The following is a 21,759-nucleotide window of genomic DNA, read 5'->3' on the forward strand; positions in this document are numbered from 1 at the left end:
CGGGCTAGCCCGCCTCGCGGTGGGCCTGGTCGTCGTAGGCGGCCGCCAGCTGGTCCGAGCTCATGCGCATGCGGAGTTTCCGGGGCGGGATGCCTGCTTCGATCACCTCCCGGAGGATGACGGCCATGGAGTAGGCGGGGTCGGCGGCGAGGGCGCGTTCCAGGGCGACGTTGGCGAGGCCGCCGTCGCCGGCGGAGTAGGCCGCGAAGGCCAGGAGGGACGCCGGGGCGGGGACGCAGGGTTCTTCGACGCGCCGCACGATGTCGCGCCAGAAGGCGATGTCGGCGGCCGGGGCGTCCTCGTCGATGCGGATCCAGGTCTCGTCGCGGATCCGCAGGTCGGTGAGGAGGAGGCCGAGCCAGGCGGCCTCGTCGTCGGTAGGGCGGATGCCGGTGCGGGCGTGGGCGAGCAGGGCCAGGACGAAGGCGAGGTCCTCCTCGTGTGCGGCGCGTGGTCGGGACAGGTAGCGCTTGCGGGCCCGTTCGGTGGCCTGGTGCATCGTGGCCTGGCCGGGGCCGTCGAGGGGCTGGACCGAGCGGACCAGTTCAGCGCGGTCGGCCAGGGCGACATGACCGGCGAAGGTCGCCTGGGCGGCGACGACGCTGCCGGAGATGTCGTACGGGACGCCTTCGGGTGGGCAGCAATCGTCGTCGCAGGTCAGCGACCACCAGCGTCCGTCGCCGACGCGGATCGCCTCGACGGCGGGGACGCCCGCCGCGGTGAGCGCCGCGCGCATGGGTGCGGCGGCCTCGGCCACCTCGTCCGGTGGCCCGTAGCCGAGGAGGAGCGAACGGGCGAAACCGTTGCCGGCGAGGAGGGCGGCCACCCGGTCGGCGGCGTCCGCCGGTAAGTCGAGCCGGATCGCGCATGTGCCGCGGGAGCGGCCCTCGAAGCCGATCACGACGAGGCTGCGGGCCGGGTGGAAGCCCAGCAGGTAGGGGACGGCCGCGATGGCGTCCTGCGCGGTGCGAATCACCAGGGATGTCATGGCGTCGAGGCTCGCAGGGGCGGCGGAGGCACGGCCGGCGATTCCAAGACTGTGGATAACCCTCGGCCGGCCACGCGGTCTGTGCCGGTTCACCCGGTATCGCGCATCGCTCTCGTCCGCTCCGGGACGCGGGTGCCGGGCCGGGACGGTAGCGTTGGGCGACGTGCCCGCCCCTGATCTGCTGACCGGCAGCGAGACCAAGATTCCCGACGTGGCGACCCTGCTCGCCGCGGCCGTCACGTCCATCGGGGGTGCCGAGCGCCCCGGACAGGTGACGATGGCCCAGGCGGTGGAGAAGGCGATCGAGTCCGGGGAACATGTCGCGGCGCAGGCGGGTACGGGCACCGGCAAGTCGCTCGCGTATCTGGTGCCCGCGGTCCGGTATGCGGTGGAGAAGCAGACGACGGTCGTCGTCTCGACGGCGACGATCGCGTTGCAGCGGCAGCTCGTCGACCGGGACCTGCCGCGGCTGGCGGAATCCCTCGGGCCGCTGCTCGGGACCGAGCTGAAGTTCGCGATCCTCAAGGGCCGCCGCAACTACCTGTGCCTGCACCGGGTCCAGACCGGGGTGCCGGAGGAGGAGGAAGGCGGGCCGAGCCTGTTCGACCCGCAGCAGCTCTCCACGCTCGGACGGCAGGTCAAGCGGCTGAACGAGTGGGCCGAGGAGACTCGGACCGGCGACCGCGACGAGCTGGTGCCGGGGGTGGGCGAGCAGGCGTGGCGGCAGGTCGCCGTCACGGCCAAGGAGTGCCTGGGCGCGACTCGGTGCCCGCACGGCACCGAGTGCTTCGCCGAGCTGGCGCGGGCGGAGGCCGGTGAGGCCCACATCGTGGTCACCAACCACGCGCTGCTGGCCATCGATGCCCTGGAGGAGTTCCAGGTCCTGCCCGAGCACGATGTCGTCATCGTGGACGAGGCGCATGAACTGGTCGACCGGGTCACCTCGGTCGCCACCGGGGACCTGAGCGCGGCAGGAGTGGAGACGGCCGCGCGGCGCTGCGGACGCCTCATCGAGGAGAACGTCGCCGACCGTCTGAAGGAAGCCGCGGAAGGGCTCGGCCTCCTCCTGGAGGACATGCCCGCAGGCCGCATGGATGTCCTGTCGTCTGCCCTTGGGAACACGCTCGCCTCTGTACGCGACGCCGCCCATGCCTGCATCACGGGGCTCGGGCCGGAGAAGAAGGATTCCGACCCGGGTGACATGGCCGCGCGCAAGGCGGCGCGGTCATCGCTAGAGGATCTGCATGACACGGCCGTGCGGACGCTGGAGGCGTTCCAGCCCGAGATGGCCCAGCGCTTCGACGTGGTGTGGCTGGAGAAGCCGTTCGTCCAAGAAGGACGTCCGAAACGGCCGCCGTCGTTGCATGTGGCGCCGATCGGGGTCGGCGGGCTGCTGCGGACGACCCTGTTCGAGCAGCGCACCGCGATCCTCACGTCGGCGACGCTCACGCTGGGCGGGTCGTTCGAGCCTCTCGCCCGTCAGTGGGGGCTGCCTCCGCTGAACGAAAGCGGGCCGAGGGACGCGAAGACCGCCGCCGAGGGACTCGCGCAGACCGCCACCGAGAAGGGCGAGGAAACCGAGGTCGTGTGGTCGGGGCTGGACGTCGGCTCGCCGTTCGACCACCCGAAGGCGGGCATCCTGTACGTCGCCCGGCATCTGCCGCAACCGGGACGGGACGGGCTCGCCGCCGCCTACCTCACCGAGATCACCGAGCTGATCGAGGCGGCGGGCGGCCGCACCCTCGGCCTGTTCTCCTCGATGCGGGCGGCGCGCCAGGCGGCCGACGAGCTGAAGGACCACCTGTCCCACCCGCTGCTCTGCCAGGGCGAGGACTCCACGTCCCTGCTGGTCAAGCAGTTCGCCGAGGACGAGCGGACCTGCCTGTTCGGCACCCTGTCGCTCTGGCAGGGCGTGGACGTCCCGGGCGCGTCGCTGCAGCTCGTCATCATGGACCGCATCCCGTTCCCGCGTCCGGACGACCCGGTGTCGTCGGCGCGGTCGCGGGCGGTCGCGGCACGCGGCGGCAACGGATTCATGGCGGTCGCGGCCACGCACGCCGCGCTGCTGCTCGCCCAGGGCGCGGGCCGGCTGCTCCGCTCGATGGACGACCGCGGCGTCGTCGCCGTCCTCGACCCGCGGCTCGCCACGGCCCGCTACGGCGGCTTCCTGAAGAACTCGCTGCCGCCGTTCTGGGCGACCACCGACCCGGACGTCGTCCGCGGCGCCCTCCGCCGCCTCGACGCCGCCGCGTCGGAGCAGCCCTAGAACCGTGCAGCCCCAGAACCGTGCCGCGCGCCGGACCGCGGGCGCGGCGCTCAGCGACGGTAGCCGGCGAGGAACTCGCCTATGCGGCCGACGGCGTCCTCCAGGTCGTCGGCGTGCTGGAGCGTGACGACGCGGAAATGGTCCGTGGTCGGCCAGTTGAACCCGGTGCCCTGCACGACCAGGAGCTTCTGCTGCTCCAGCAGGTCGAGGGCGAAGCGCATGTCGTCCTCGATCGGGTACATCTCCGGGTCCAGGCGCGGGAAGACGTACAGGGCGCCGGTGGGCTTGACGCAGCTCACGCCGGGCAGGTCGTTCAGCAGTTTCCAGGCGCGGTCGCGCTGCTCCCCGAGGCGCCCGGTCGGCAGGACGAGGTCCTCGATGCTCTGGTAACCGCCGAGCGCGGCCTGGATGGCGTGCTGGCCGGGGACGTTCGGGCAGAGCCGCATGTTGGCGAGGATGTCGAGCCCCTCGATGTAGGACTCGGCGTGCTCCTTCGGTCCGGACAGCACCACCCAGCCGGACCGGAAACCGGCGACCCGGTAGTTCTTGGACAGGCCGCCGAACGTGAGGCACAGCAGGTCGGGGGCCAGGGACGCGATCGGCACGTGCTCGGCGTCGTCGTACAGGATCCGGTCGTAGATCTCGTCGGCGAAGACGATGAGGTTGCGGCGGCGGGCGAGCTCGACGATGCCGGTCAGCACCTCGCGCGAGTACACGGCGCCGGTCGGGTTGTTCGGGTTGATGATGACGATGGCGCGGGTCCGGTCACCGATCTTGGACTCGATGTCGTCGAGGCTCGGCTGCCACCCGTCGTCCTCGTCGCACAGGTAGTGGACGGGCGTGCCGCCGCACAGCGACACCGAGGCCGTCCAGAGCGGGTAGTCGGGCGCGGGGATCAGCACCTCGTCGCCGTCGTTCAGGAGCGCCTGCAGGGTCATGACGATGAGCTCGGAGACGCCGTTGCCGAGGTAGACGTCCTCCACGTCGATGCCGGAGACGCCGCTGTCCTCGAAGCGCTGCACGACGGCTCGGCGGGCGGGCAGGATGCCCTTGGAGTCGCTGTAGCCGTGCGCCTCCGGCAGGTTGCGGATCATGTCCTGGAGGAGCTCGGGCGGGGCCTCGAACCCGAACGGGGCGGGGTTGCCGATGTGCAGCTTGAGGACGTTGTTCCCCTCGTTCTCCAGCTGCTTGGCGCGCTTGAGGACCGGTCCCCGGATGTCATAACAGACGTTGGTCAGCTTGCCCGACTGGTTGACCTGCATGGACTCACCATAGCCGCGGCCCGCCGGCGACACGCGAGGCGACCCCGCACACCCTTGGCCGGGCCCGGACGATCCCGGCCGCGCCCGAACGGATCCGGGCCGTCCCGGACGACGCCGGAAAGCCCCGCACGCACGCCCGACCGGCCGGCGCCGCCGAACCCGGCCCTGACGCCGCCGGCCAGGACCGGACGGCCGCTCCCCCGCGGTCGATAGCAGACGGATCCGGAACGGCCCGGGCGACTCCGGAGAGCCCGCACGCACGCTTGACGAGCCGGCTGCGCCAGACCTGGGCCCTGGCGCCGCCGGCCAGGACCGGACGGCCGTTCCCCCCGCGGCCGGCCGTGGGGGGAACGGCGACGTGCGTCACGGTGCGGAGATCGCCGAGAGGATCGCCAGGCGGGCCGCGCGCCGGGCGGGGCGGATCGCGGCGAGGGCGCCCGCCACCGCGCCGACCACGGCGATGACCGCCAGCTGGACGGCCGGCGGCGCGAACGGGTTGCCGAGGGCGGCGCCCAGGCCCCAGCCCAGGAACGCCCCCAGGCCGAGCCCGCCGCCGGTGCCGAACACCGCCACGATGACCGACTCCCAACGCACCATCGACCGGACCTGCGGACGCGTCGCGCCGACTGCACGGAGCAGGCCGAGTTCGCGGGTCCGTTCGTGGACGGCCAGGGACAGCGTGTTGGCGATGCCGAGCAGCGCGATGACGATGGCCAGGATGAGCATCCCGTAGACGACGGTGATGAAACCGGCCATGTCCTCGGTCTGCGCGGCCACGAACTCGTCCCGCGACTCGATGTCCGGTGCGCCGTAGGGCTTGGCCAACGTCGTTAGGGCCTGCCGGGCGGACGCGACCGACGCGCCGGGCTTCAGGTCGACGAACGCCTTCGTGTCCAGGGGCTGCCTTGTGTGCGCGTTCCATACGGTGCGCGGAACCAGGTAGTCGCCGGTCATGTCGGTGTTCTTGTAGACGGCCCCTACCGTCAGCTTCTGTGAGGTGCCGTCCGCGAACGTCACGCCTACCGTGGTGCCCGCACGCCAGCCCTTGTCGTCCGCGGCCTTCTTCGAGACGGCGAAGGTACCCGCGTCGTTGAGGCTGCCCTGCGTGACGTCCAGGTCGAGGACGCGCCGCAGGCTGGACGGGTCGGCCACGCTGACGGTGGACGGCTTGTCCGCCACCCGCATGCTGCCCGTGCCGAGCCCAGCGACATCGCTCACCTGAGGCAGTTTCGCCGCGTCCTGGACGAGGGACGTGCTGAACCCGCCCGTCTCGTTGCCGCCCGCGTCCACGACGATCGGGCCCTTGAACGAGCCGGCCACGCCGTCCTCAAGGGAGGCGCGCAGCGACCCGATGAACACCGTCATCAGCGTGACCACACCGACACCGATCATCAGCGCGGTCGCCGCGCCGGCCGTGCGCGCCGGGCTGCGGGTCGCGTTGTCGCGCGCGAGCGCCCCGGGGACGCCGCGCAGCCGCGCCGCGGGACCGCCGAGCAGCGCCGCGACCGGACGGGCGGCCACGGGCCCGAGCACGACCATCGAGACCACGGTCACCACCGCGCCCGCCGTCGCCATCGCCATCTGCTCCTTGACCGCGCCGAACACGACGGTCCCGATCGCGACCGCCGCGAAGACGGCGCCGACGATGACGCGGCTCTCGGACGGACGCGACGCCTCCGCCGCGACCTCCCGCAGCGCGGCCAGCGGCGGCACCCGCGACGCCTTCAGCGCCGGGCCGAGCGCCGCGACCAGGGTGACCAGCAGCCCGACCGGAACCGCGATCAGGACCGAGCTCGCGGCCACGGTGACGCCCTCCATGGCGATCCCGATCCGGAACTGCGTGAACAGCTGCCGGAGCAGCGCCGCGAACCCGAGCCCTCCGGCGAGCCCGGCGAGGGTGGCGGCGCCGCCGACCATCAGCGCCTCGAAGCCGACGATCGTGACGACCTGCCGGCGTCCGGCGCCGAGCGCGCGCAGCAGCGCCGACTCGCGGGTCCGCTGCGCCATCGTGATCGCGAACGTGTTGTGGATGCTGAACGCCGCGACGAGCAGGGCCACGCCGCCGAACGCGGCGAGGACGATCCGGAAGATCCGCAGGAAGCCGCTCTCGACGAGGCTCATGCCCTCCTCGACCTGCGCCTTGGTCGAGATGGCCTGGACGCCGGAGGGCAGGACGTCCTGCACGCGGGACGCCAGCTCACCCTGGCCGACGCCGTCCGCCGCGCGGATGGCGACGCCGCTGATGCGGTCGGTGCCCTTCGCGACGTACTGGCGGGCGCCTTCCAGGGAGAACGCCGTGAACGACGTCTCGCCGAAGGCGTCCTCGTCACCGAACTTGCTGATCCCGACGACGGTCACCGGGACCTTCTCCGGCGTGAGCACGGCCGTCCGGTCGCCGACCTTCAGGTGGCCCTCGTCGGCGAACATCTTGTTGATGACGACCTCGTCCGGCGCGCGCGGTCCCCGTCCCGACACGAGGTGGTACGGATTGAGCTCCGGGTCGGTCATCCAGTTTCCGGCCGTGCGCGGCCCGCGTGACGCGATCGTCGTGCCGTCCTTGGCGAGCAGTTGCCCCGAGCCCTCGATGGTCGGTTCGGCGTTCGCGACGCCGTTCACCCGGCGCACCCTGTCCAGGACGGACGCGTCGATCTGGCCGCGGCCGCCCCACGGGGCGTCGCTCACCTTGGTCGCGTTCCGGACGGTCACGTCCGTCCTGCCGTACGCGGTGGAGAAGTACCCGTCGATGCTCGCGGCGAGAGTGTCGCCGAGGACGAGCGTCCCCATCAGGAACGTCACACCCAGGAAGACCGCCACCAGGGAGCCGACCAGGCGCCGTTTGCGTCCCCACAGTTCCTTGAACACGAGCCCGGTCATCAGTGGTCCCCCAGTCCTCGCATCCGGTCCAGCACCCGGTCGGGTGTGGGCGCGTCCATGACGTCGACGACGCGGCCGTCGGCGAGGAACACCACCGCGTCGGCGTGCCCCGCGGCGACCGGGTCGTGGGTGACCATCGCGACGGTCTGGCCGAGGTCGTCAACGGCGTTGCGGAGCAGCGCCAGAACCTCAGCGCCGGTACGGGAGTCGAGGTTGCCGGTGGGCTCGTCCGCGAACACGATCTGCGGGCGGGTGACCAGCGCACGCGCCAGCGCCACCCTCTGCTGCTGCCCGCCCGACATCTCGGACGGGCGGTGCGACAGCCGGTCCCCCAGCTTCAGGACGCGGACGACGGTGTCCAGCCACTGCTGGTCCGGGCCCGTCCCCGCCAGCGTCAACGGCAGCAGGATGTTGTCGCGCGCGGTGAGCGTGGGGAGCAGGTTGAACGCCTGGAACACGAACCCGATGCGCTCGCGCCTGAGCCGGGTCAGGCGGCGGTCCGACAGCGCCCCGAGTTCCTGGTCGCCGACGTAGACCTTGCCGGACGTCGCGTCCTCCAGCCCTGCCACGCAGTGCATCAGCGTGGACTTGCCGGCACCGGACGGACCCATGATCGCGGTGAACCGTCCGTCCGGGAGCGTCACGCTGACGTCGTCGAGCGCCCGCACCGCCATGTCACCGGACCCGTACACCTTGCTGAGCCCGACCGTGCGCGCCCCGCCCCTGCCGGTGTCCTCGTGGATCGATCGTCTTGCTTCCGCTGCGTTTCCCATGCCGGGATCGTCGTCCCGCGTCATGGGGTCCGTCGTCGGGCCAGAAGAGGCACCGGACCTGCTCCCGCCGGCGCATCGGCGGCGGCCGGGCTACGTCCCCTGCGGTACGTTCGGCCGAAGATCGAATAAGACTCGGTGTCCAATTGTGATGCGGGCAACATACATGCAGGCTTGATTGCATGTATGTCGCGCTCGTACCGTCTGAGACGTGTCAGCAAGCAGCCGCCGACGTCACCGGCACGGCCCGTCCCGCCGCCGGACCCAGGAGGAGCGCAGGTCGCGTACGCAGGCCGGCCTCCTGGAGGCCACCATGGAGTGCCTGGTGGACCTCGGCTGGTCCGGGACGTCCACCACGGAGGTGGCGCGTCGCGCCGGCGTCTCGCGCGGGGCCCAGCAGCACCACTACCCGACGAAGATGGAGCTCGTCGCGGCCGCGCTGGAGCACATGCTGGAGGCGCAACGCCTGGCGTACGAGACCGCGTTCGCGGTGCTGCCGCCGGAGCGGCGCAACGTGTCGGGCGCGCTCGACCTGCTCTGGGAGGTGTTCCGCGGCCGTCCGGCCAAGGCCCTCATGGAGCTGGCGGTGGCGGCCCGCACCGACGACGAGCTGCGGCCCCTGTGCCTCGACCTCAACGAGCGCGTCCTCCAGGTGATCCTGGAGACGTTCGAGCGGCTGTTCCCCGACAACACCCTTCCCCCCGACTTCGTCCCGACGATGCTGCGTGCCGTGTTCGCCATGTTCGTCGGGCTCTCCATACAGAACGCGCTGGACGACGACGCCGACGGCCACCAGGCCGCGGTGCTGCGGCAGATCAAGGACGTCGCGCGGCTGATCGTCCCCGAGCAGGGCCTGCCGGAGGCCCGGCCGCAGACCGACCGATAGCCCCCAGTCACACCGCCGGCCCTCCGGCCGGCCGCACCATCCCGAGGGAGCGCATCACATGCCGAAAGCCCCCACAGAACTCGCCGACGAGGTCCGCGAGCAGGTCAAGGACAAGAAGTCGTACCTCGGTGTCATCGACCGCCTGAACAAGGCATCGGTCGACAAGCACTGGGAGGCGTACGCCGACATCCCCTGGGACGACCCCGAGTTCACCGTCGACAAGAACGACCCGCGCTGGGTGCTGCCGCCGTTCGACCGGCTCGGCGAGACGGCCTGGTACCAGGCGCAGCCGCCGGAGGCCCAGGCGCAGATCGGCCTGTGGCGCGTCGCGACCGCGATGAAGATCGGGCTGCAGTTCGAGAACCTGCTGAAGCGCGGGCTGCTGAACTACGCCTACCGGCTGCCGAACGGCCGCCCGGAGTTCCGGTACGTCTACCACGAGACGACCGAGGAATGTCACCACGGGATGATGTTCCAGGAGTTCGTGAACCGGACGAAGATGCCGATCCGCGGCATGCCGCGTTCGCTCAGCCTCGTCGCGCAGGCCGCCCCCTGGATCCCGCTGATCAGCACGGAGATGTTCTTCGTGTTCGTGCTCGGCGGCGAGGACCCGATCGACTACGTCCAGCGCAAGTCCCTCAAGGGCGGCCACATCAAGCATCCGCTCGAAGAGACCATCATGAAGATCCACATCGCGGAGGAGGCCCGGCACATCTCGTTCGCCCGCCACTACCTCAAGCACCGGGTGCCGAACATGAACCCGCTGCGCCGCCGGATCCTCGGCGTCGCGACCCCGGTGGTGCTGGGCGTGATGGCGCGGATCATGCTGTCCCCGCCCGGGCCGATGGTGCGGCACTTCGGCATCCCGAAGGACGTCGTCCGCGCCGCCTACCGGAGCGAGGCGTCGCAGGCGGAGATCTCCAACTCGGTCGGCAAGATCCGCGACCTGATGGCCGAACTGGGCGTGATCGGCCCGGTGAACAGGCGGGTGTGGAAGGCGTTCGGCATCTGGGACGAGCCGAAGCAGCGCCGCGCCGTGGAGACCGCCAAGGCCGCCTGAGCATCTGCGGGCGCGAGTTTGTGGCCGGGATGAGTATCGGCGGCCCGGGCCCGCCCCTAGAATCCCCGCAATTCAACGCAATATCCAATTAGCCGCCGCGGTCCGGGCTCACTCCCCCACCGAGCCCGGGCCCGCGGTTCATCGAGCGGAGCGCGCAATGAGCATCGCGATCGTGACCGGAGGAGCGTCCGGCATCGGCCGTGCGATCGCCACGTCCCTGGTGGCACGGGGCGACACCGTCGTGGTCGGCGACATCAACGCCGACGGTGCCGCTCAGGTCGCCGAGAAGCTGAACACCCTCGGCAGGGGCAAGGCGTCCTCCGCCGCCCTCGACGTCACGGACGCGGACGCCGTCGCCGCCCTCTACGCACGTGTCAAGGCCGAGCACGGCTGGCTCGACCTGGTGTTCAACAACGCCGGCATCGCGGTCGGCGGACTGGCCGAGGAGCTCACCCTCGACCACTGGAACCGCGCCATCGACATCAACCTCAAGGGCGTCGTGCACGGCGTCCACGCCGCCTACCCGATCATGCTGGAGCAGGGCCGCGGCCACATCGTCAACACCGCCTCGCTGGCCGGTCTCGTCCCGATGCCGATCGGCATCCCCTACACCGCCACCAAGCACGCCGTCGTGGGCCTGTCCCTCGGCCTGCGCGCCGAGGCGGCCGGACGCGGCGTCAGGGTCAGCGTCGTCTGCCCGAGCTTCGTCGACACACCGCTGCTCCACAACGTCAACCCGGACCTGCCCGACACACCGCTGAGCGGCGACGCCAGCGGCGACATCGCGAAGGCCGCCCCGCGCCTCTACACGGCCGAGAAACTGGCCCGCGACATCATGCGGGGCGTCGCGAAGAACCAGGCCCTGATCGTGGCCCCCGCCCACGGCCGCCTCGCCTGGCGCGGCGTCCGCCTCAACCCGGGCGCCGCCGTCCGCGTCGCCCAGATCGCCGTCGACCGGATCCGCTCCGGCGACTGACCGGACGGCCGGTCACCCGGTGGTGTAGCAGGGGGCGTCCAGCCGGTAGCCCTTGGCGGTCGGCCCGGCCTCGAAGTCCGTGATCGCCTTGATGCCGGTGAACTCGTGCTCGTCCGGCCTGGCGATCACCGACTGCCGGAACGCCGAGGCGTCCGGCGAGCCGGAGGAGTTGCCCGCCACGGCCGGCAGGATGCCCTCGTAGTCGACGTGCTGGATCCTGCGGACGGCCGCGAGCAACCCCTTGCGCGTCAGGTCCTTCGCCTCGACCGCGCGCTCCAGGGCCGCCTTCAGCGGGTAGGACATCACCCACCCGCTGGTGAGCGAGTCGTCCGGTTCGACCCGGCCGAGCGCCTGCCGCATCGCCGTGTGGCCAGGCGAGTCGGCCGCGAACGGCTTCCACGGCGCGACCTGCAGGTAGCGCTCCTTCATCGCGCCGATGGCGGCGTTCCGCAAAAGCCCCTTGGCCCACGTCGGGTTGTCGCCGACGAACCTCCCCTTGTAGCCGCGCCGGACCGTCGTGCCGATGATGGTCGCCGCGTCCGCGGGGCTGGTGGTCAGGACGACCAGGTCGGGTTTGCGCGAGAGGATGGCGCGGACGGCCTCCTCCTGCGCCGCCGTGCTCTTGCCGGGCGTCCCCTGGACGGTCGGCACGTCGGTGAAGGAGAGGCCGCGCGCCTCGGCGGCGATCCTCGCTCCGGCGGCCGCGTCGTCGCCGTAGTCGCCGGAGTAGTGGACGGCCATCACGCTCTTGGCGGCGAAGTGGTCGACGCCGTAGTCGACGCCGTTCATCGCCTCGAAGCAGTACGAGGCCCCCGACTCCAGGATGTTGTCCTCGAACTCCCACTTCGACGTCCATGAGACGGGGAGCGCGATCATCTCGTCCGCGCGGAGGCGGCCGAGGATCGCGTCGGTGGCCGGCGACCCGAGCGTCTGCGCCAGCGCCAGCACCTTGTCCTTGATCTCGTCGTAGGCGCTCACCTGCACCCGCGGGTCGTAGTGGTTGTCGCGGACGTAGGTGACGACGTCGACGTCGTAGGCGCCGATGCCGCCCTGCCGGTTCACACGGTCCCAGAACGCACGCTGCACCTTGGTGATCGGGACGCCCATCTGCGTGAACGGCCCGGTGCTCAGGTCCGACAGGGTGCCGAGGTAGATGCAGCCGTGGTCCTTGTTGACCGGGTGCGGGCAGGGCTCCCGGGTCACCCCCGGCGCATCGGTCGTGAGCAGACCGTCCGCGGACGAGCCACAGCCGGCGGCCACCGGCGAGGCCAGCAGGACGGCGCCCGCGAGCAGGGCCTTCACCCGGGTCAGGTCACAGCGCACGGAGACCATCGATCACTTCCTTGAGAAGACGCGGGTCGGCGGCCCCGGTCCGGGACACCGCCGGCCGCCGCACGTTGACCAGTCCGCGGTCCAGCAGATCGCTCAGCAGCACGCGGACGACGCCGACGGGCAGCGCCAGGTCCGCCGCCAGATCGACGACCGCCCGGGGCCGGATGCACAGCTCGAGGATCCGCTCGTCCTCCGTGCCGAGGGTCCGCGGATCCGGCATCGGCACCTCGGCGGTGACGACCACGGCGATGAGGTCGAGGGCGGCGCCCCGCTGGCGCGTCCGGCCCCGGGCGACGGCGAACGGGCGCAGCACGGGTCCGGCCTGCTCGTCGACCCACAGTTCGTCGGGCTCCCCGGTCATCACTCACCGCCGGGGCCCGGCGGCGGCTGGGGCCCTGCGTCCCGGCCGCGGCGCCAGCCGCTCTGCATCCTCGACAGCAGGTGCCCGGCGGCCTCCGGCGTCCGGTCGTCCGGCTCCGCGCCGGGCGGCTCCTCCGGTTCCTCCCGAAGCTGCGGGGCGAGGCTCTGCTGCCGCCGTCGCCTGGGCAGGTCGGGCTCGTCGCCGACGGCCGACCCGTCCCCGGCCTCGCGCCGGCCGCTCTCCAGTGCGAGCGGCTCGGCGGTGGAAGGCCCGGCCTGGACGGCGGACGCCCGCAGGCGTCCTTCCCGGACCGTGTCCGCCGTGCGGGCCACGGCGACCAGCGGCGGGTGCTCGGCGGAGCCGCCGCCGTCCTCCACCGCGTCCGGCGGTTCCACGATCAGCGCGTGCGGGATGAGCACGATCGCGACGACGCCGCCATAGGACGAGGGCCGCAGTGTCACCGTGATGCCGTGCCGCGCGGCGAGCCGGGCCACGACGAACAGCCCCAGCCGCACCGAGTCGTCGAAGTCGAGCTCGGGGTCGGTGGCGAGCAGGCCGTTCAGCCGCTCCAGCTCCTCGCGGGAGAGCCCGAGCCCGCGGTCCTCGACCTCGATCGCGAATCCGTGCGCGGCCTCCCCGCCCGTCACCCGGATCCGCGTGGTGGGCGGGGAGAACACGGCGGCGTTCTCGATCAGCTCCGCGAGCAGGTGGATGGTGTCGGCGACGGCGCGGCCGGACAGCGCCGTCCGTCCCATCGGCACGACCTCGACCCGGGTGAAGTCCGCCACCTCGGACGCCGCCGCGCGGGCCACGTCCATCAGCCGGACCGGGTGGCGCCAGATCCGGCCGGACGGCCGCCCGGACAGGATGACCAGGCCCTCCGCGTGCCGGCGCATCCGGGTCGCCAGGTGGTCGAGCTCGAAGAGGGCGGCCAGCGCGTCGGGGTCCTCGGTGTCGCGCTCCATGCCTTCGAGCATGCCGAGCAGGTGCTGCAGCAGGGTCTGGTTACGCCGGGCCAGGGTGACGAACACGTCGTTGAGGCGCTTGTGCGCGGCCGCCTCGCCCGTCGTCGCCCGGACGACGGCCCGGCGCGCCTCGGTGAACGCCGCGTCGATCCTGGCGATCTCGGTCACGGCGAACGCCGGCCGCCGCTCGGGCTCCTCGTCGGCGATGTCCTCCCCGCGCCGGGCCCGCTCGGTGATCTCCGGGATCCGGTCCCGGGTGAAGGCGGCGACCGTGCCGGCGATGTCGCGGCTCTCCCGGACGAGCCGGCGCCCCATCCGCACCGCGACGACGATCGCGATCACCACGGCGAGGAGCCCGAGGCCCCCGGCGAGTTCGAGCCGGAGCAGCACCGCGTCCGCCTTCTGCGCGGCCCGTGCGGCGGTGGCGGCGCGGATTCGGGACGAGAGCCCCGCCAGCTGCGCGTTCACCGACTCCGTGGAGGTGTGCCAGGCCCCCACGTCGACCGGCGGGCGGTCCTCGGTCGGACCGGACCGGACGAGCTGGGTCTCCAGCCGGCGGAACAGCGCGAACTCGGGCCCGGCGATGATCGCCTCGTACCGCTCGCGGTCGGGTTCCGGCAGGCCCCCGGCCGAGTCGCCGTAGAGGAAGTCGCGCGTCCCTGCCAGTTCCACCAGCCGCCGGTGCTCGTCCTCGCTCAGCTTGCCCGCGGCCAGCGCACCGGTGATGAGCGCGTCCTCGCGCGTCAGGTTCTCCCTCGCGCGCTCCAGGGTGCCGAGGACGCGGGTGTCGCGGACGATGCGCTCGTCGGACGAGCGCGTCTCGTCGTAGATCTCGGCTGCGAGGTCGATGAAGGCGGTGTAGCGGCCGAGGGCCTGCGCGCGGTTGATCAGCCGCCGGTCGACCGAGTCGCGGACCGATTCCAGCTCGCCCAGGGAGGCGGCCAGCTCGACCATCCGCCGCCTGGTCTCGGGCCGGGCCGCACCGCGGACGGAGGGGTCCGCCGCCGACCTGCGGAACGCCGCCCTGGCCTTGTCCGTCATCGCCCGCTGAGCGTCGAACCCGGACCGGCCGATCGTGGAGTCGTCGCCGAGATAGGACAGCGACATGCGCCGCTCGTCCTGCAGCGCGTCGATCATCGCGTCGGTCGGCCGGATGACCTTGTCGGTGAAGGTCCGGGACCGGGTCTGCCGCAGGGTGTCCCCGAGCGTGGTGCCCGCGGCGAAAACCCACAGCATGACCAGCGCGGTGATCGGCGGGACGAGCAGGATGACGATCCTGGTCCTGACCGATCGTGCTCGCCGGGTCATCACGCCTCCCCGTTGCCGGCACCGCCATCGTCCGCGGCGATCCGTGCGGCGCCGCTTGTGACACAGGTCACCATAGCGTGGCCGAACCTAGCCCACCCTGACGAATCACTCGCCTGCTTTGTCTCAATAGCGCAGATTGTTGCCCTTGCGTTATTTAGGCGACATGGCAGGTCAGTGGCAGAATCCGGCCATTGGCTCACCGGTCAGGACGGGTCTTACGGCCGCGGCGAGGACCAACGCCGAAACGCTCCCCGGTCGGCACGGACCCCTACCCGCCGGCCTCATTCTGCCCCACCCCCGACCCGCACCCCCCCGAGTTTCGTGCCGTGCATCGTGAACAGCTGGTTGTACTGCTCGTTGCCATCGCCGGGGTTCCCTGCCGGGCAAGGCGTCGAGGCGGCCCGCATAGGCTGGACGGCGTGGAGCGCATTCTGGTCAGCTCATGCCTCGCCGGAAGGCCCGTCCGCTATGACGGCGCGGCCAAGCCGGTCGCCGGCGGCCTCTTCGAACGCTGGCGCACGGAGGGGCGGCTTGTCCCGTTCTGCCCGGAGGTATCGGGCGGGTTGGCGGTGCCGCGTCCACCCGCCGAGATCGTCGGCGGCGACGGCGGCGACGTCCTGGACGGAACGGCCCGCATCCGCACCGAGGCCGGCGTCGACGTGACCGGCGAGTTCCTCCACGGCGCCCGGCTGGCCCTGGAAGCCGCGAACCGATCCGGCGCCCGCATCGCCCTCCTCAAGGAGGGCAGCCCGTCCTGCGGAAGCCACCGCGTCTACGACGGCACGTTCACGGGATCCGCGGCTCCCGGCACGGGAGTGACGACGGCGCTGCTGCGACTCTCGGGGATCCAGGTCTTCAGCGAGGACGAACTGGACGCCCTGCAGGCGCTCCTGGCCGACCTGGAGTCCTGACCCCGCGAAGACGACCGCCTCATTCCAGGAAACGGGCGACCTGCTCCGGGGTGAGCGACGGGGCGGGCAGCGGCCGCGCGGCCTCGGCGCGCAGCCCGTCGAGGAAGAACCCGAGGCACCGCCGCCAGGCGCCGGGCGCCGCGTCCGCCGACTCCCGGATGACCTGCGACATCGCCCACATCAGCGGTACGATGTCCGGCGGTTCGAAGTCGGGCCGCAGATCACCGGACTCCTTGGCCCTGGCCATGATCCTCACCAGGTGGTCGAATCCTCGATGGCAGGCGGCCTCCAGTTCGGGGGCGAGCGGGAAACGGCGCGCGAGGACGTCGTTGAGCCCGCGGTCCTGAGCCTGCAACGCGAACAGACCTTCGACGTACACGACGAACCCGTTCCAGGGATCGGGGTCGGCCAGGGACCGCTCGACGATGTCGTCCAGGGCGGCCAGACGGCCGGGAAAGATCGCGTCAAAGAGGTCCTGGCGCGCGGGGAAGTGGTTGTAGAGCGTGCCGATGCTCACCCCGGCGCGGCGCGCGATCTCGTCCAGGGGTGCGTTGAGCCCGCGTTCCCCGAACACGGCCGCGGCGGCGGCCACCAGCTTGTCCCGATTGCGCACGGCGTCCGCCCGAGGCGGCCTGCTCTTCCCGGCCATGCCCCCATCGTACGAAGTTGAGGACGCCCTCAAGTTTTCTGCTAACTTGAGGGCATCCTCAACTTCATGGAGGTTCGTCATGTCTTCCACGACCGTCGTCATCGGGGCCGGACCCGGCCTCGGCATGTCCATCGCGCACCGGTTCGGTCGCGAAGGCCACCGGATCGCGCTCATCTCCAGGAACGCGACGCGCCATCCCGGCTATGTCGCGGCGCTGGAGGCCGCGGGCATCGAGGCCACGTCCCACGCGGCGGACATCCGCGACCGTGACGCGCTGCTCGCCGTCCTGAACGCGATCGGCGACATGGAGGTCGTCTACTACGGCCCCGGCGCCATGGACGGCGCGCGGCCGACCCCGATCATCTCGACGGACGTGCCCGCCGTGCAGGACGCGATGAACTGGGTGTATCCGGCGATCGACACGGTCGGCGCCGTCCTGCCCGGCATGCTGGAGCGAGGCGGCGGCGGACTGCTGTTCGCGGGCGGCCTCAGCTCCGTCGTCCCCATGCCCGCGCTCGGCGGTCTCGCGATCTCCTCGGCGGCCCTGCGGAACTACGCCCTGACGCTCAACGCGGCCCTGGCCGACCGGGGGATCTATGCCGGCACGCTGACGATCGGCGGCCTCATCGAACGCGGCGACATCCACCGGATGATCACGTCTCAGCAAGACGCCATGAGCGGCATCACCGTCGGCACACTGAACCCGGACGCCATCGCCGACACCGCCTGGAACCTCTACGCGAAACGCGACACCCCCGAAGCGGTCTTCAACGCGATGACGTGAACTCCGGCCGCTGCGCCTTCTCCGCGGCGAAGTCCACGAGAAGGCGCAGCGCCTCCGCCGACGCGGAGCCCTGGTCGGCGGTGAACACGGCCATGCGCAGGCCCTCGTCGTTGGACAGCTCCATGATCTCGTTGTTGAGCGTCATCGCGCCCAACAGCGGATGCCGGAACTCCCGGGTGTACCGGACGGCGCAGTCCTGGACGGGATGGGCCGCCCACAGCGACGTGAACTCGGGACTGTGCAGAGTGAGCTCCCCGACCAGGCTGGTCAGCGCGGGGTCGTCCGGATAACGGGCGGCGGACATCCGCACGTCCGCGACCGTGTCCCGCGCCTTCGTCCGCCAATCGGCGTACAGCTCGCGCGTGTGCGGGTCCAGGAAGACGAGCCGCGCGATGTTGGGCCGCTCGCCGGGGCGCTCCGCGGCGTCATAGGGGACGTGGCCGGCGAGCAGCGCATGCGCCGCCCGGTTCCAGGCCAGCACGTCGTAGTAGCGGCCGAGGATCAGCGAGGGCGCGTCACCGAGGGCGTCGAGCATCAACCGGACGGCCGGCCGCAGCCGCTCCGGCCGTGGCCGCCGCCGAGCCTTGGCCTTCTGGTGCGCGAGCCGCCGCAGATGCGACCGCTCCGCCTCGTCCAGCCGCAGCACGCGGGCGATCGCGTCGAGGACCGCATCCGAGGCGTTGCCGCTCTGCCCCTGCTCTAGGCGCGTGTAGTACCCGGCGCTGACGCCGGCGAGCTGCGCCAGTGCCTCACGGCGCAGGCCAGGGACGCGCCGCCGTCCGCCGTAGTCGGGCAGGCCGACGTCTTCCGGCCGCAGCCGCGCACGGCGCGTCCGCAGGAACTCGCCGAGTTCGGAGTGCTGCGCCATGCGGTCCAGCATGCCTCCTCCCACCGCGCCCCGCCTGCACCTGCCAGGTGTAGGCACCGCATGTATAGCCCCGGCAGAAGGCTGGGTAACGCTCACCGCCCGCCGCAAGCTGGGCCCGTCCCATCAATTACTCATGAGAGACGGTCATGGCTGCGCTCGAAACACAACGCATGCGTGCCGCAGAGGCGAACGGACTCGGCAGCCGAGGATGACTGATCCTGCTCACGCTGTGCGGCGCCACCTTCATGACAGGGCTGGACTTCTCGGTCGTGACGGTGGCGCTGCCGGAGATCGGACGTGACCTGGGCTTCACGAGCACCGGCTCGCTCCAATGGGTGGCGACGGCGTGCCTGCTCCCGACGGCGAGCCTGCTGCCGCTGTTCAGCCGGGTCTCCGACATCGTCGGCCGCCGCAGGCTGTTCATCCTCGGGGTCGCCCTGTTCGGCGCGTTCTCGCTGACGGCGGCGCTGGCGACCGGCCCCGCGCTGCTGGTCGCCGCCCGCGCGGGCCAGGGAACGTCCGCCGCGATGATCGCCCCGACCGCCATCGCGCTGATGACGGCGGCGTTCCCCGAAGGGGCAGCGCTGGGCGTCAACGGCGCGGTGCTGTCGCTGGGATTCGTCCTCGGCACCCTGGGCGGCGGCGTCATCACCAGCGGCCTGAGCTGGCGCTGGACCATGCTGCTCCTGACCGCCATCGGCGCACTGGTGCTGCTCGGCGCGGTCACCGTCCTCCCCCGGACCGGCACGCGCGTCCCGGCGCGGCTCGACGTCCCCGGCGCCGTCCTGGCGAGCATCGGCCTGTTCGCCCTGGTCTACGCCATCTCGACCGGCGCCGACGCCGGCTGGGGCAGCCCGCCCACGTCGGCCTCCCTTGCCCTGGCCTCGCTGTCCCTCACCGCGTTCCTCCTGGTGGAGCGGCGGCATCCGGCCCCGCTGATCCCGCTCGGCCTGCTGAACAGGCCGACCTTGACATCCTCCCCCTCGTGAACCGAGGGGGATTCCAACAGCGACCGTCTACCTCGTGAGGGGCAGGTCGTGTCGGGGTTCACGGTTCGCAGGCTCGCCCGACGGTGGGCCTCCCCGTGCAGCGACCGCATGCCCTGCGGCCGTATCACGAACATTGCAAGCCGCGTTCACATCAGCGTGGACCCGGAACCCGCAGGCCACGCACGAGAAGACCGCTTGGCTCTCACGGCTCTCCCCGGCGACATGCTTGCAGGCGCTACAGGTCCGCGAGGTATTACGCGGATCGATCTTCACAACGCGGCCGGGCGCCTTGTGCTCCAGCCGCCCCACCCGTTGGCCAGGATGCCCCGGTTCAGCCCGGCCTTCTGCCGAACGTTGCGGCCCGGCGCCTCCACCGAGCCCTTCGCCGACCGGGTCATGCCTCTGATGTTGAGTTCCTCGACGGCGATCACGTCGAACCGGCGGGCCAGATCGGTGGAGGTCTTCTCGATCCAGTCGTTCCGGCGGTCGGTCTCGCGGGCTTTCAGCCGGGCGATCGCGGCCTTGACCCGGGCCCGCCGCCTGGAACCTGGCCGGGCGCGGGCGAGCCTGCGCAGCAGCCGCCCCAGCCGGGCCCGCTCGCCCTCCCGCAGCCCGGGCACCTGCAGCAGGCCACCAGTCGACAACGCCGCACTGACCACCACGCCCCGGTCCACCCCCACCACCTCGCCCGTGCCCGGTGCGGGGATCGGGTCGGGGATCGCAGCGAACGCCACATACCAGCGCCCGGCCCGATCGCGAGTGATCCGGAACGATCTGGCGCCGTCGGGGACGGGCCGGGACCAGCGGAAACGCACCCACCCCACCTTCGGGATCTTCACCTGGCCGACCCGGCGCGACACCCGCCGTACGTCGGCGGGTTTGACGGCCACGATCCGGAACCCTTCGGCGCGTCCGGCCTTGCGCCAGGTGGGGCGACGGTGGGCACCGGCGAAGAAATTGCTCATGGCCTGGTGGAAGTCCTTGAGCGCCTGCTGCTGCACCGTCACCGACCCGCCGCGCAACCACCCGAACTCCGCCCTGGCCCGCGTCAACCCAAACCCGCACCGCCACCGGAGAACATCGTGCGGCACCGTGCCGCGTTTCCTTCCCGCCCCGAAGGACGGGGCCTCCACGCTGAAGGCAACCCGTGAACCCGGCAGCCTCGTTCAACGACTGTGAAGGGGACGGAAGGACGAGGATGGACGATGAGCTGCTGGTGGTCCGCTGCCAGCTCGGGGAGCCGGAGGCCTTCGCCGAACTCGTGGGCATGTGGCACGCCCCGGTGTGGACGTTCGTCCGGCGGATGCTGGATGCCGAGCGGGCGGACGACGTGGCCCAGGAGATCTGGGTGGTCGTGCTGCGGCGCCGCCCCGGCTCGCCGATCCGGGCCGGTTCACATCTTGGCTGTTCACCATCGCCAGGCGGGCCGTTCTGGACCGGCTCCGCCACGAGTACACGAACAACGAGAGGCATGGCGAGGCCGAGGAACCGCCGGCCGGGGGATCTGGCCGAGGAGGTCGTGGAACGGACCGAACTGGTCGCGGCCCTGGCGGACCTGTCGATCCTCGAACGGGAGATCCTCGTCCTGTTCTACCGGGGATGGCTCGACGGTCTCTCATACGCGCTCCTGACCGAGGAATGGGCCGCTCCCGAGTGATGGGCCGCCCCGCTGGCGTAGGCCAGGGTCTGGCGCGGCAACGAGTGATCCCGGGCGGCTCACAGAGTTCGGAGCCAGCGATCGAGGACTGTGAAGTCTTCGTCGCCGAGTCCTCGGAATGACTCCACGTGGTGGAGGAGGGCGCGGCCGCCATGGTGCGCGGAGACCCACTCTCGATCGGCGTCGGTGATCTCGTCGTCGACCCAGGCGAACGGGCGCCCGGACGCCCAGGTCACCAGGGCCCGGGTCTTCCAGCAGAGCCCGAACCATTCGTCCTCGCGCTCATGCTCGCGGGACGGCTCCGTCCACTTCACGACTGGTAGCGGTGGCAGCCCGATTCGGGGGGCTATCTCGGTGTTCGCTTCGTCTTCCCAGGTCGTGGCCCAGACAAGGTCACACGGTAGCGCCGACAGCCGGCGTCCCACCTCCATGGTGAGCCGCGCCAGGTGCGAGTCGGATGCGGTTTCCCGCCCTTCCCACTCTGGTCCCTCGCCGAAGGGCAGAAGCGGTCCGTCAACGTCGAGAAAGAGCAGCGGATGGTCGGTGTGGTCGCGGCTGGAGGGGCCCGGAATCAGGGTGGGCATCCGGGTCTGCCTTCCCAGCCGACGATGCAACATCGGCCTGCTTGAAGGACATGCGTCCGGCATTGGAGAAATGAGAAAGGCCCCGCCGGTATCGGCGGGGCCTTTCTGCAATATGAGTCCGGCGGTGTCCTACTCTCCCACACAGTCTCCCATGCAGTACCATCGGCGCTGAAGGGCTTAACTTCCGGGTTCGGGATGGGACCGGGTGTTTCCCCCTCGCCAAAACCACCGAACGACCAACCCCCAACACCCGTCACCGGATGCGGGAA

The 21,759-nt window shown here is 71.5% G+C and carries 20 protein-coding genes and 1 rRNA gene; 8 read left to right on the top strand and 13 right to left on the bottom strand.

Translation table 11 applies throughout. The annotated features are described in order from the left end of the window. Positions 1–4 precede the first annotated feature (4 nt). A complete protein-coding gene (locus tag ACQPZP_RS32085; protein WP_433473448.1) occupies positions 5–988 on the bottom strand; it encodes a DUF4192 domain-containing protein in 984 nt (327 codons plus the stop codon). Positions 989–1,151: 163 nt separating this feature from the next. On the opposite strand from ACQPZP_RS32085, the gene ACQPZP_RS32090 reads away from it, so the two are divergent. Next, on the top strand, positions 1,152–3,254 hold the full coding sequence (locus tag ACQPZP_RS32090; RefSeq protein WP_433473449.1) for an ATP-dependent DNA helicase: 2,103 nt from the start codon (positions 1,152–1,154) through the stop codon (positions 3,252–3,254). A 50-nt stretch (positions 3,255–3,304) separates the two neighbouring features. Here the strand turns inward: ACQPZP_RS32090 and ACQPZP_RS32095 are convergent, their stop codons facing one another. The 3 genes from ACQPZP_RS32095 to ACQPZP_RS32105 all read right to left on the bottom strand — a co-directional run bounded on the left by ACQPZP_RS32095 (position 3,305) and on the right by ACQPZP_RS32105 (position 8,163). Beyond that, on the bottom strand, positions 3,305–4,516 hold the full coding sequence (locus tag ACQPZP_RS32095) for a pyridoxal phosphate-dependent aminotransferase (RefSeq protein WP_433473450.1): 1,212 nt from the start codon (positions 4,514–4,516) through the stop codon (positions 3,305–3,307). A 363-nt stretch (positions 4,517–4,879) separates the two neighbouring features. Further along, positions 4,880–7,390, bottom strand: coding sequence for an ABC transporter permease (locus ACQPZP_RS32100; protein ID WP_433473451.1), 2,511 nt, complete (start codon positions 7,388–7,390; stop codon positions 4,880–4,882). After that, a complete protein-coding gene (locus ACQPZP_RS32105; RefSeq protein WP_433473452.1) occupies positions 7,390–8,163 on the bottom strand; it encodes an ABC transporter ATP-binding protein in 774 nt (257 codons plus the stop codon). Before ACQPZP_RS32105 ends, ACQPZP_RS32100 begins: the two co-directional genes overlap by 1 nt. A 208-nt stretch (positions 8,164–8,371) precedes the next feature. Here ACQPZP_RS32105 and ACQPZP_RS32110 point away from each other — a divergent pair, with 208 nt between their 5' ends. The 3 genes from ACQPZP_RS32110 to ACQPZP_RS32120 all read left to right on the top strand — a co-directional run bounded on the left by ACQPZP_RS32110 (position 8,372) and on the right by ACQPZP_RS32120 (position 11,082). Further along, positions 8,372–9,046, top strand: coding sequence for a TetR/AcrR family transcriptional regulator (locus ACQPZP_RS32110; protein ID WP_433473453.1), 675 nt, complete (start codon positions 8,372–8,374; stop codon positions 9,044–9,046). 58 nt (positions 9,047–9,104) lie between these two features. Then, the gene (locus tag ACQPZP_RS32115) at positions 9,105–10,106 is read left to right on the top strand and encodes an AurF N-oxygenase family protein (RefSeq protein WP_433473454.1); all 1,002 of its coding nucleotides are present in this window, start codon (positions 9,105–9,107) and stop codon (positions 10,104–10,106) included. A 157-nt stretch (positions 10,107–10,263) separates the two neighbouring features. After that, positions 10,264–11,082, top strand: a complete 819-nt coding sequence (locus tag ACQPZP_RS32120) for an SDR family NAD(P)-dependent oxidoreductase (protein WP_433473455.1) — start codon at positions 10,264–10,266, stop codon at positions 11,080–11,082. A gap of 12 nt (positions 11,083–11,094) precedes the next feature. Here ACQPZP_RS32120 and ACQPZP_RS32125 read toward each other — a convergent pair whose 3' ends face one another. From ACQPZP_RS32125 to ACQPZP_RS32135, 3 genes are read right to left on the bottom strand one after another with little or no spacing between them, the layout of a single operon-like run. Beyond that, on the bottom strand, positions 11,095–12,414 hold the full coding sequence (locus tag ACQPZP_RS32125; protein ID WP_433473456.1) for an ABC transporter substrate-binding protein: 1,320 nt from the start codon (positions 12,412–12,414) through the stop codon (positions 11,095–11,097). After that, positions 12,395–12,775: a DUF742 domain-containing protein gene (locus ACQPZP_RS32130; RefSeq protein WP_433473457.1), complete on the bottom strand. Its 381-nt coding sequence runs from the start codon at positions 12,773–12,775 to the stop codon at positions 12,395–12,397. The genes ACQPZP_RS32125 and ACQPZP_RS32130 overlap by 20 nt, the downstream gene beginning before the upstream one ends. Continuing rightward, positions 12,775–15,048 carry a sensor histidine kinase gene (locus tag ACQPZP_RS32135; RefSeq protein ID WP_433473458.1) on the bottom strand — a complete coding sequence of 758 codons (2,274 nt, stop codon included), beginning with the start codon at positions 15,046–15,048 and terminating at the stop codon, positions 12,775–12,777. The genes ACQPZP_RS32130 and ACQPZP_RS32135 overlap by 1 nt, the downstream gene beginning before the upstream one ends. Positions 15,049–15,467: 419 nt before the next feature. Between ACQPZP_RS32135 and ACQPZP_RS32140 the strand changes: the two genes are divergently transcribed. After that, positions 15,468–15,959: a DUF523 domain-containing protein gene (locus ACQPZP_RS32140; RefSeq protein WP_433473459.1), complete on the top strand. Its 492-nt coding sequence runs from the start codon at positions 15,468–15,470 to the stop codon at positions 15,957–15,959. A 19-nt stretch (positions 15,960–15,978) separates the two neighbouring features. On the opposite strand, the gene ACQPZP_RS32145 is transcribed toward ACQPZP_RS32140, so the two are convergent. Beyond that, entirely contained in the window at positions 15,979–16,608 is a 630-nt protein-coding gene (locus tag ACQPZP_RS32145; protein ID WP_433473460.1) for a TetR/AcrR family transcriptional regulator, read from the bottom strand. 79 nt (positions 16,609–16,687) lie between these two features. Between ACQPZP_RS32145 and ACQPZP_RS32150 the strand changes: the two genes are divergently transcribed. Beyond that, positions 16,688–17,392: an SDR family NAD(P)-dependent oxidoreductase gene (locus tag ACQPZP_RS32150; protein WP_433473461.1), complete on the top strand. Its 705-nt coding sequence runs from the start codon at positions 16,688–16,690 to the stop codon at positions 17,390–17,392. Here the strand turns inward: ACQPZP_RS32150 and ACQPZP_RS32155 are convergent. Then, the gene (locus ACQPZP_RS32155) at positions 17,376–18,272 is read right to left on the bottom strand and encodes a helix-turn-helix transcriptional regulator (RefSeq protein ID WP_433473462.1); all 897 of its coding nucleotides are present in this window, start codon (positions 18,270–18,272) and stop codon (positions 17,376–17,378) included. The two genes, ACQPZP_RS32150 and ACQPZP_RS32155, sit on opposite strands and share 17 nt — an antisense overlap. 215 nt (positions 18,273–18,487) lie before the next feature. On the opposite strand from ACQPZP_RS32155, the gene ACQPZP_RS32160 reads away from it, so the two are divergent. Then, complete coding sequence (locus tag ACQPZP_RS32160) at positions 18,488–19,249, top strand: MFS transporter (protein WP_433479709.1); 762 nt, start codon at positions 18,488–18,490, stop codon at positions 19,247–19,249. A 27-nt stretch (positions 19,250–19,276) separates the two neighbouring features. Here the strand turns inward: ACQPZP_RS32160 and ACQPZP_RS32165 are convergent, their stop codons facing one another. Beyond that, positions 19,277–19,558 carry a zinc ribbon domain-containing protein gene (locus tag ACQPZP_RS32165; protein WP_433473463.1) on the bottom strand — a complete coding sequence of 94 codons (282 nt, stop codon included), beginning with the start codon at positions 19,556–19,558 and terminating at the stop codon, positions 19,277–19,279. Beyond that, positions 19,519–20,301 carry an RNA-guided endonuclease InsQ/TnpB family protein gene (locus ACQPZP_RS32170; protein ID WP_433473464.1) on the bottom strand — a complete coding sequence of 261 codons (783 nt, stop codon included), beginning with the start codon at positions 20,299–20,301 and terminating at the stop codon, positions 19,519–19,521. The genes ACQPZP_RS32165 and ACQPZP_RS32170 overlap by 40 nt, the downstream gene beginning before the upstream one ends. A 146-nt stretch (positions 20,302–20,447) precedes the next feature. Between ACQPZP_RS32170 and ACQPZP_RS32175 the strand changes: the two genes are divergently transcribed. After that, positions 20,448–20,906 carry an RNA polymerase sigma factor gene (locus ACQPZP_RS32175; protein ID WP_433473465.1) on the top strand — a complete coding sequence of 153 codons (459 nt, stop codon included), beginning with the start codon at positions 20,448–20,450 and terminating at the stop codon, positions 20,904–20,906. A gap of 59 nt (positions 20,907–20,965) precedes the next feature. Here the strand turns inward: ACQPZP_RS32175 and ACQPZP_RS32180 are convergent, their stop codons facing one another. Continuing rightward, a complete protein-coding gene (locus ACQPZP_RS32180) occupies positions 20,966–21,490 on the bottom strand; it encodes an HAD domain-containing protein (protein WP_433473466.1) in 525 nt (174 codons plus the stop codon). A gap of 116 nt (positions 21,491–21,606) precedes the next feature. Beyond that, a 5S ribosomal RNA gene (gene rrf, locus ACQPZP_RS32185) occupies positions 21,607–21,723 on the bottom strand. Positions 21,724–21,759 lie beyond the last annotated feature (36 nt).

It is taken from the genome of Spirillospora sp. CA-142024, assembly GCF_050942325.1.
In the GTDB taxonomy this organism is placed as follows: Bacteria; Actinomycetota; Actinomycetes; order Streptosporangiales; family Streptosporangiaceae; genus Spirillospora.

Bases quoted from the DNA above. Each gene is read 5' to 3' on its own strand.
- ACQPZP_RS32085 (WP_433473448.1), bottom strand. From the start codon at position 988: ATGACATCCCTGGTGATTCGCACCGCGCAGGACGCCATCGCGGCCGTC.
- ACQPZP_RS32095 (WP_433473450.1), bottom strand. From the start codon at position 4,516: ATGCAGGTCAACCAGTCGGGCAAGCTGACCAACGTCTGTTATGACATC.
- ACQPZP_RS32100 (WP_433473451.1), bottom strand. From the start codon at position 7,390: ATGACCGGGCTCGTGTTCAAGGAACTGTGGGGACGCAAACGGCGCCTG.
- ACQPZP_RS32105 (WP_433473452.1), bottom strand. From the start codon at position 8,163: ATGGGAAACGCAGCGGAAGCAAGACGATCGATCCACGAGGACACCGGC.
- ACQPZP_RS32115 (WP_433473454.1), top strand. From the start codon at position 9,105: ATGCCGAAAGCCCCCACAGAACTCGCCGACGAGGTCCGCGAGCAGGTC.
- ACQPZP_RS32120 (WP_433473455.1), top strand. From the start codon at position 10,264: ATGAGCATCGCGATCGTGACCGGAGGAGCGTCCGGCATCGGCCGTGCG.
- ACQPZP_RS32125 (WP_433473456.1), bottom strand. From the start codon at position 12,414: ATGGTCTCCGTGCGCTGTGACCTGACCCGGGTGAAGGCCCTGCTCGCG.
- ACQPZP_RS32130 (WP_433473457.1), bottom strand. From the start codon at position 12,775: ATGACCGGGGAGCCCGACGAACTGTGGGTCGACGAGCAGGCCGGACCC.
- ACQPZP_RS32135 (WP_433473458.1), bottom strand. From the start codon at position 15,048: ATGACCCGGCGAGCACGATCGGTCAGGACCAGGATCGTCATCCTGCTC.
- ACQPZP_RS32145 (WP_433473460.1), bottom strand. From the start codon at position 16,608: ATGGCCGGGAAGAGCAGGCCGCCTCGGGCGGACGCCGTGCGCAATCGG.
- ACQPZP_RS32150 (WP_433473461.1), top strand. From the start codon at position 16,688: ATGTCTTCCACGACCGTCGTCATCGGGGCCGGACCCGGCCTCGGCATG.
- ACQPZP_RS32155 (WP_433473462.1), bottom strand. From the start codon at position 18,272: ATGCTGGACCGCATGGCGCAGCACTCCGAACTCGGCGAGTTCCTGCGG.
- ACQPZP_RS32175 (WP_433473465.1), top strand. From the start codon at position 20,448: ATGGACGATGAGCTGCTGGTGGTCCGCTGCCAGCTCGGGGAGCCGGAG.
- ACQPZP_RS32180 (WP_433473466.1), bottom strand. From the start codon at position 21,490: ATGCCCACCCTGATTCCGGGCCCCTCCAGCCGCGACCACACCGACCAT.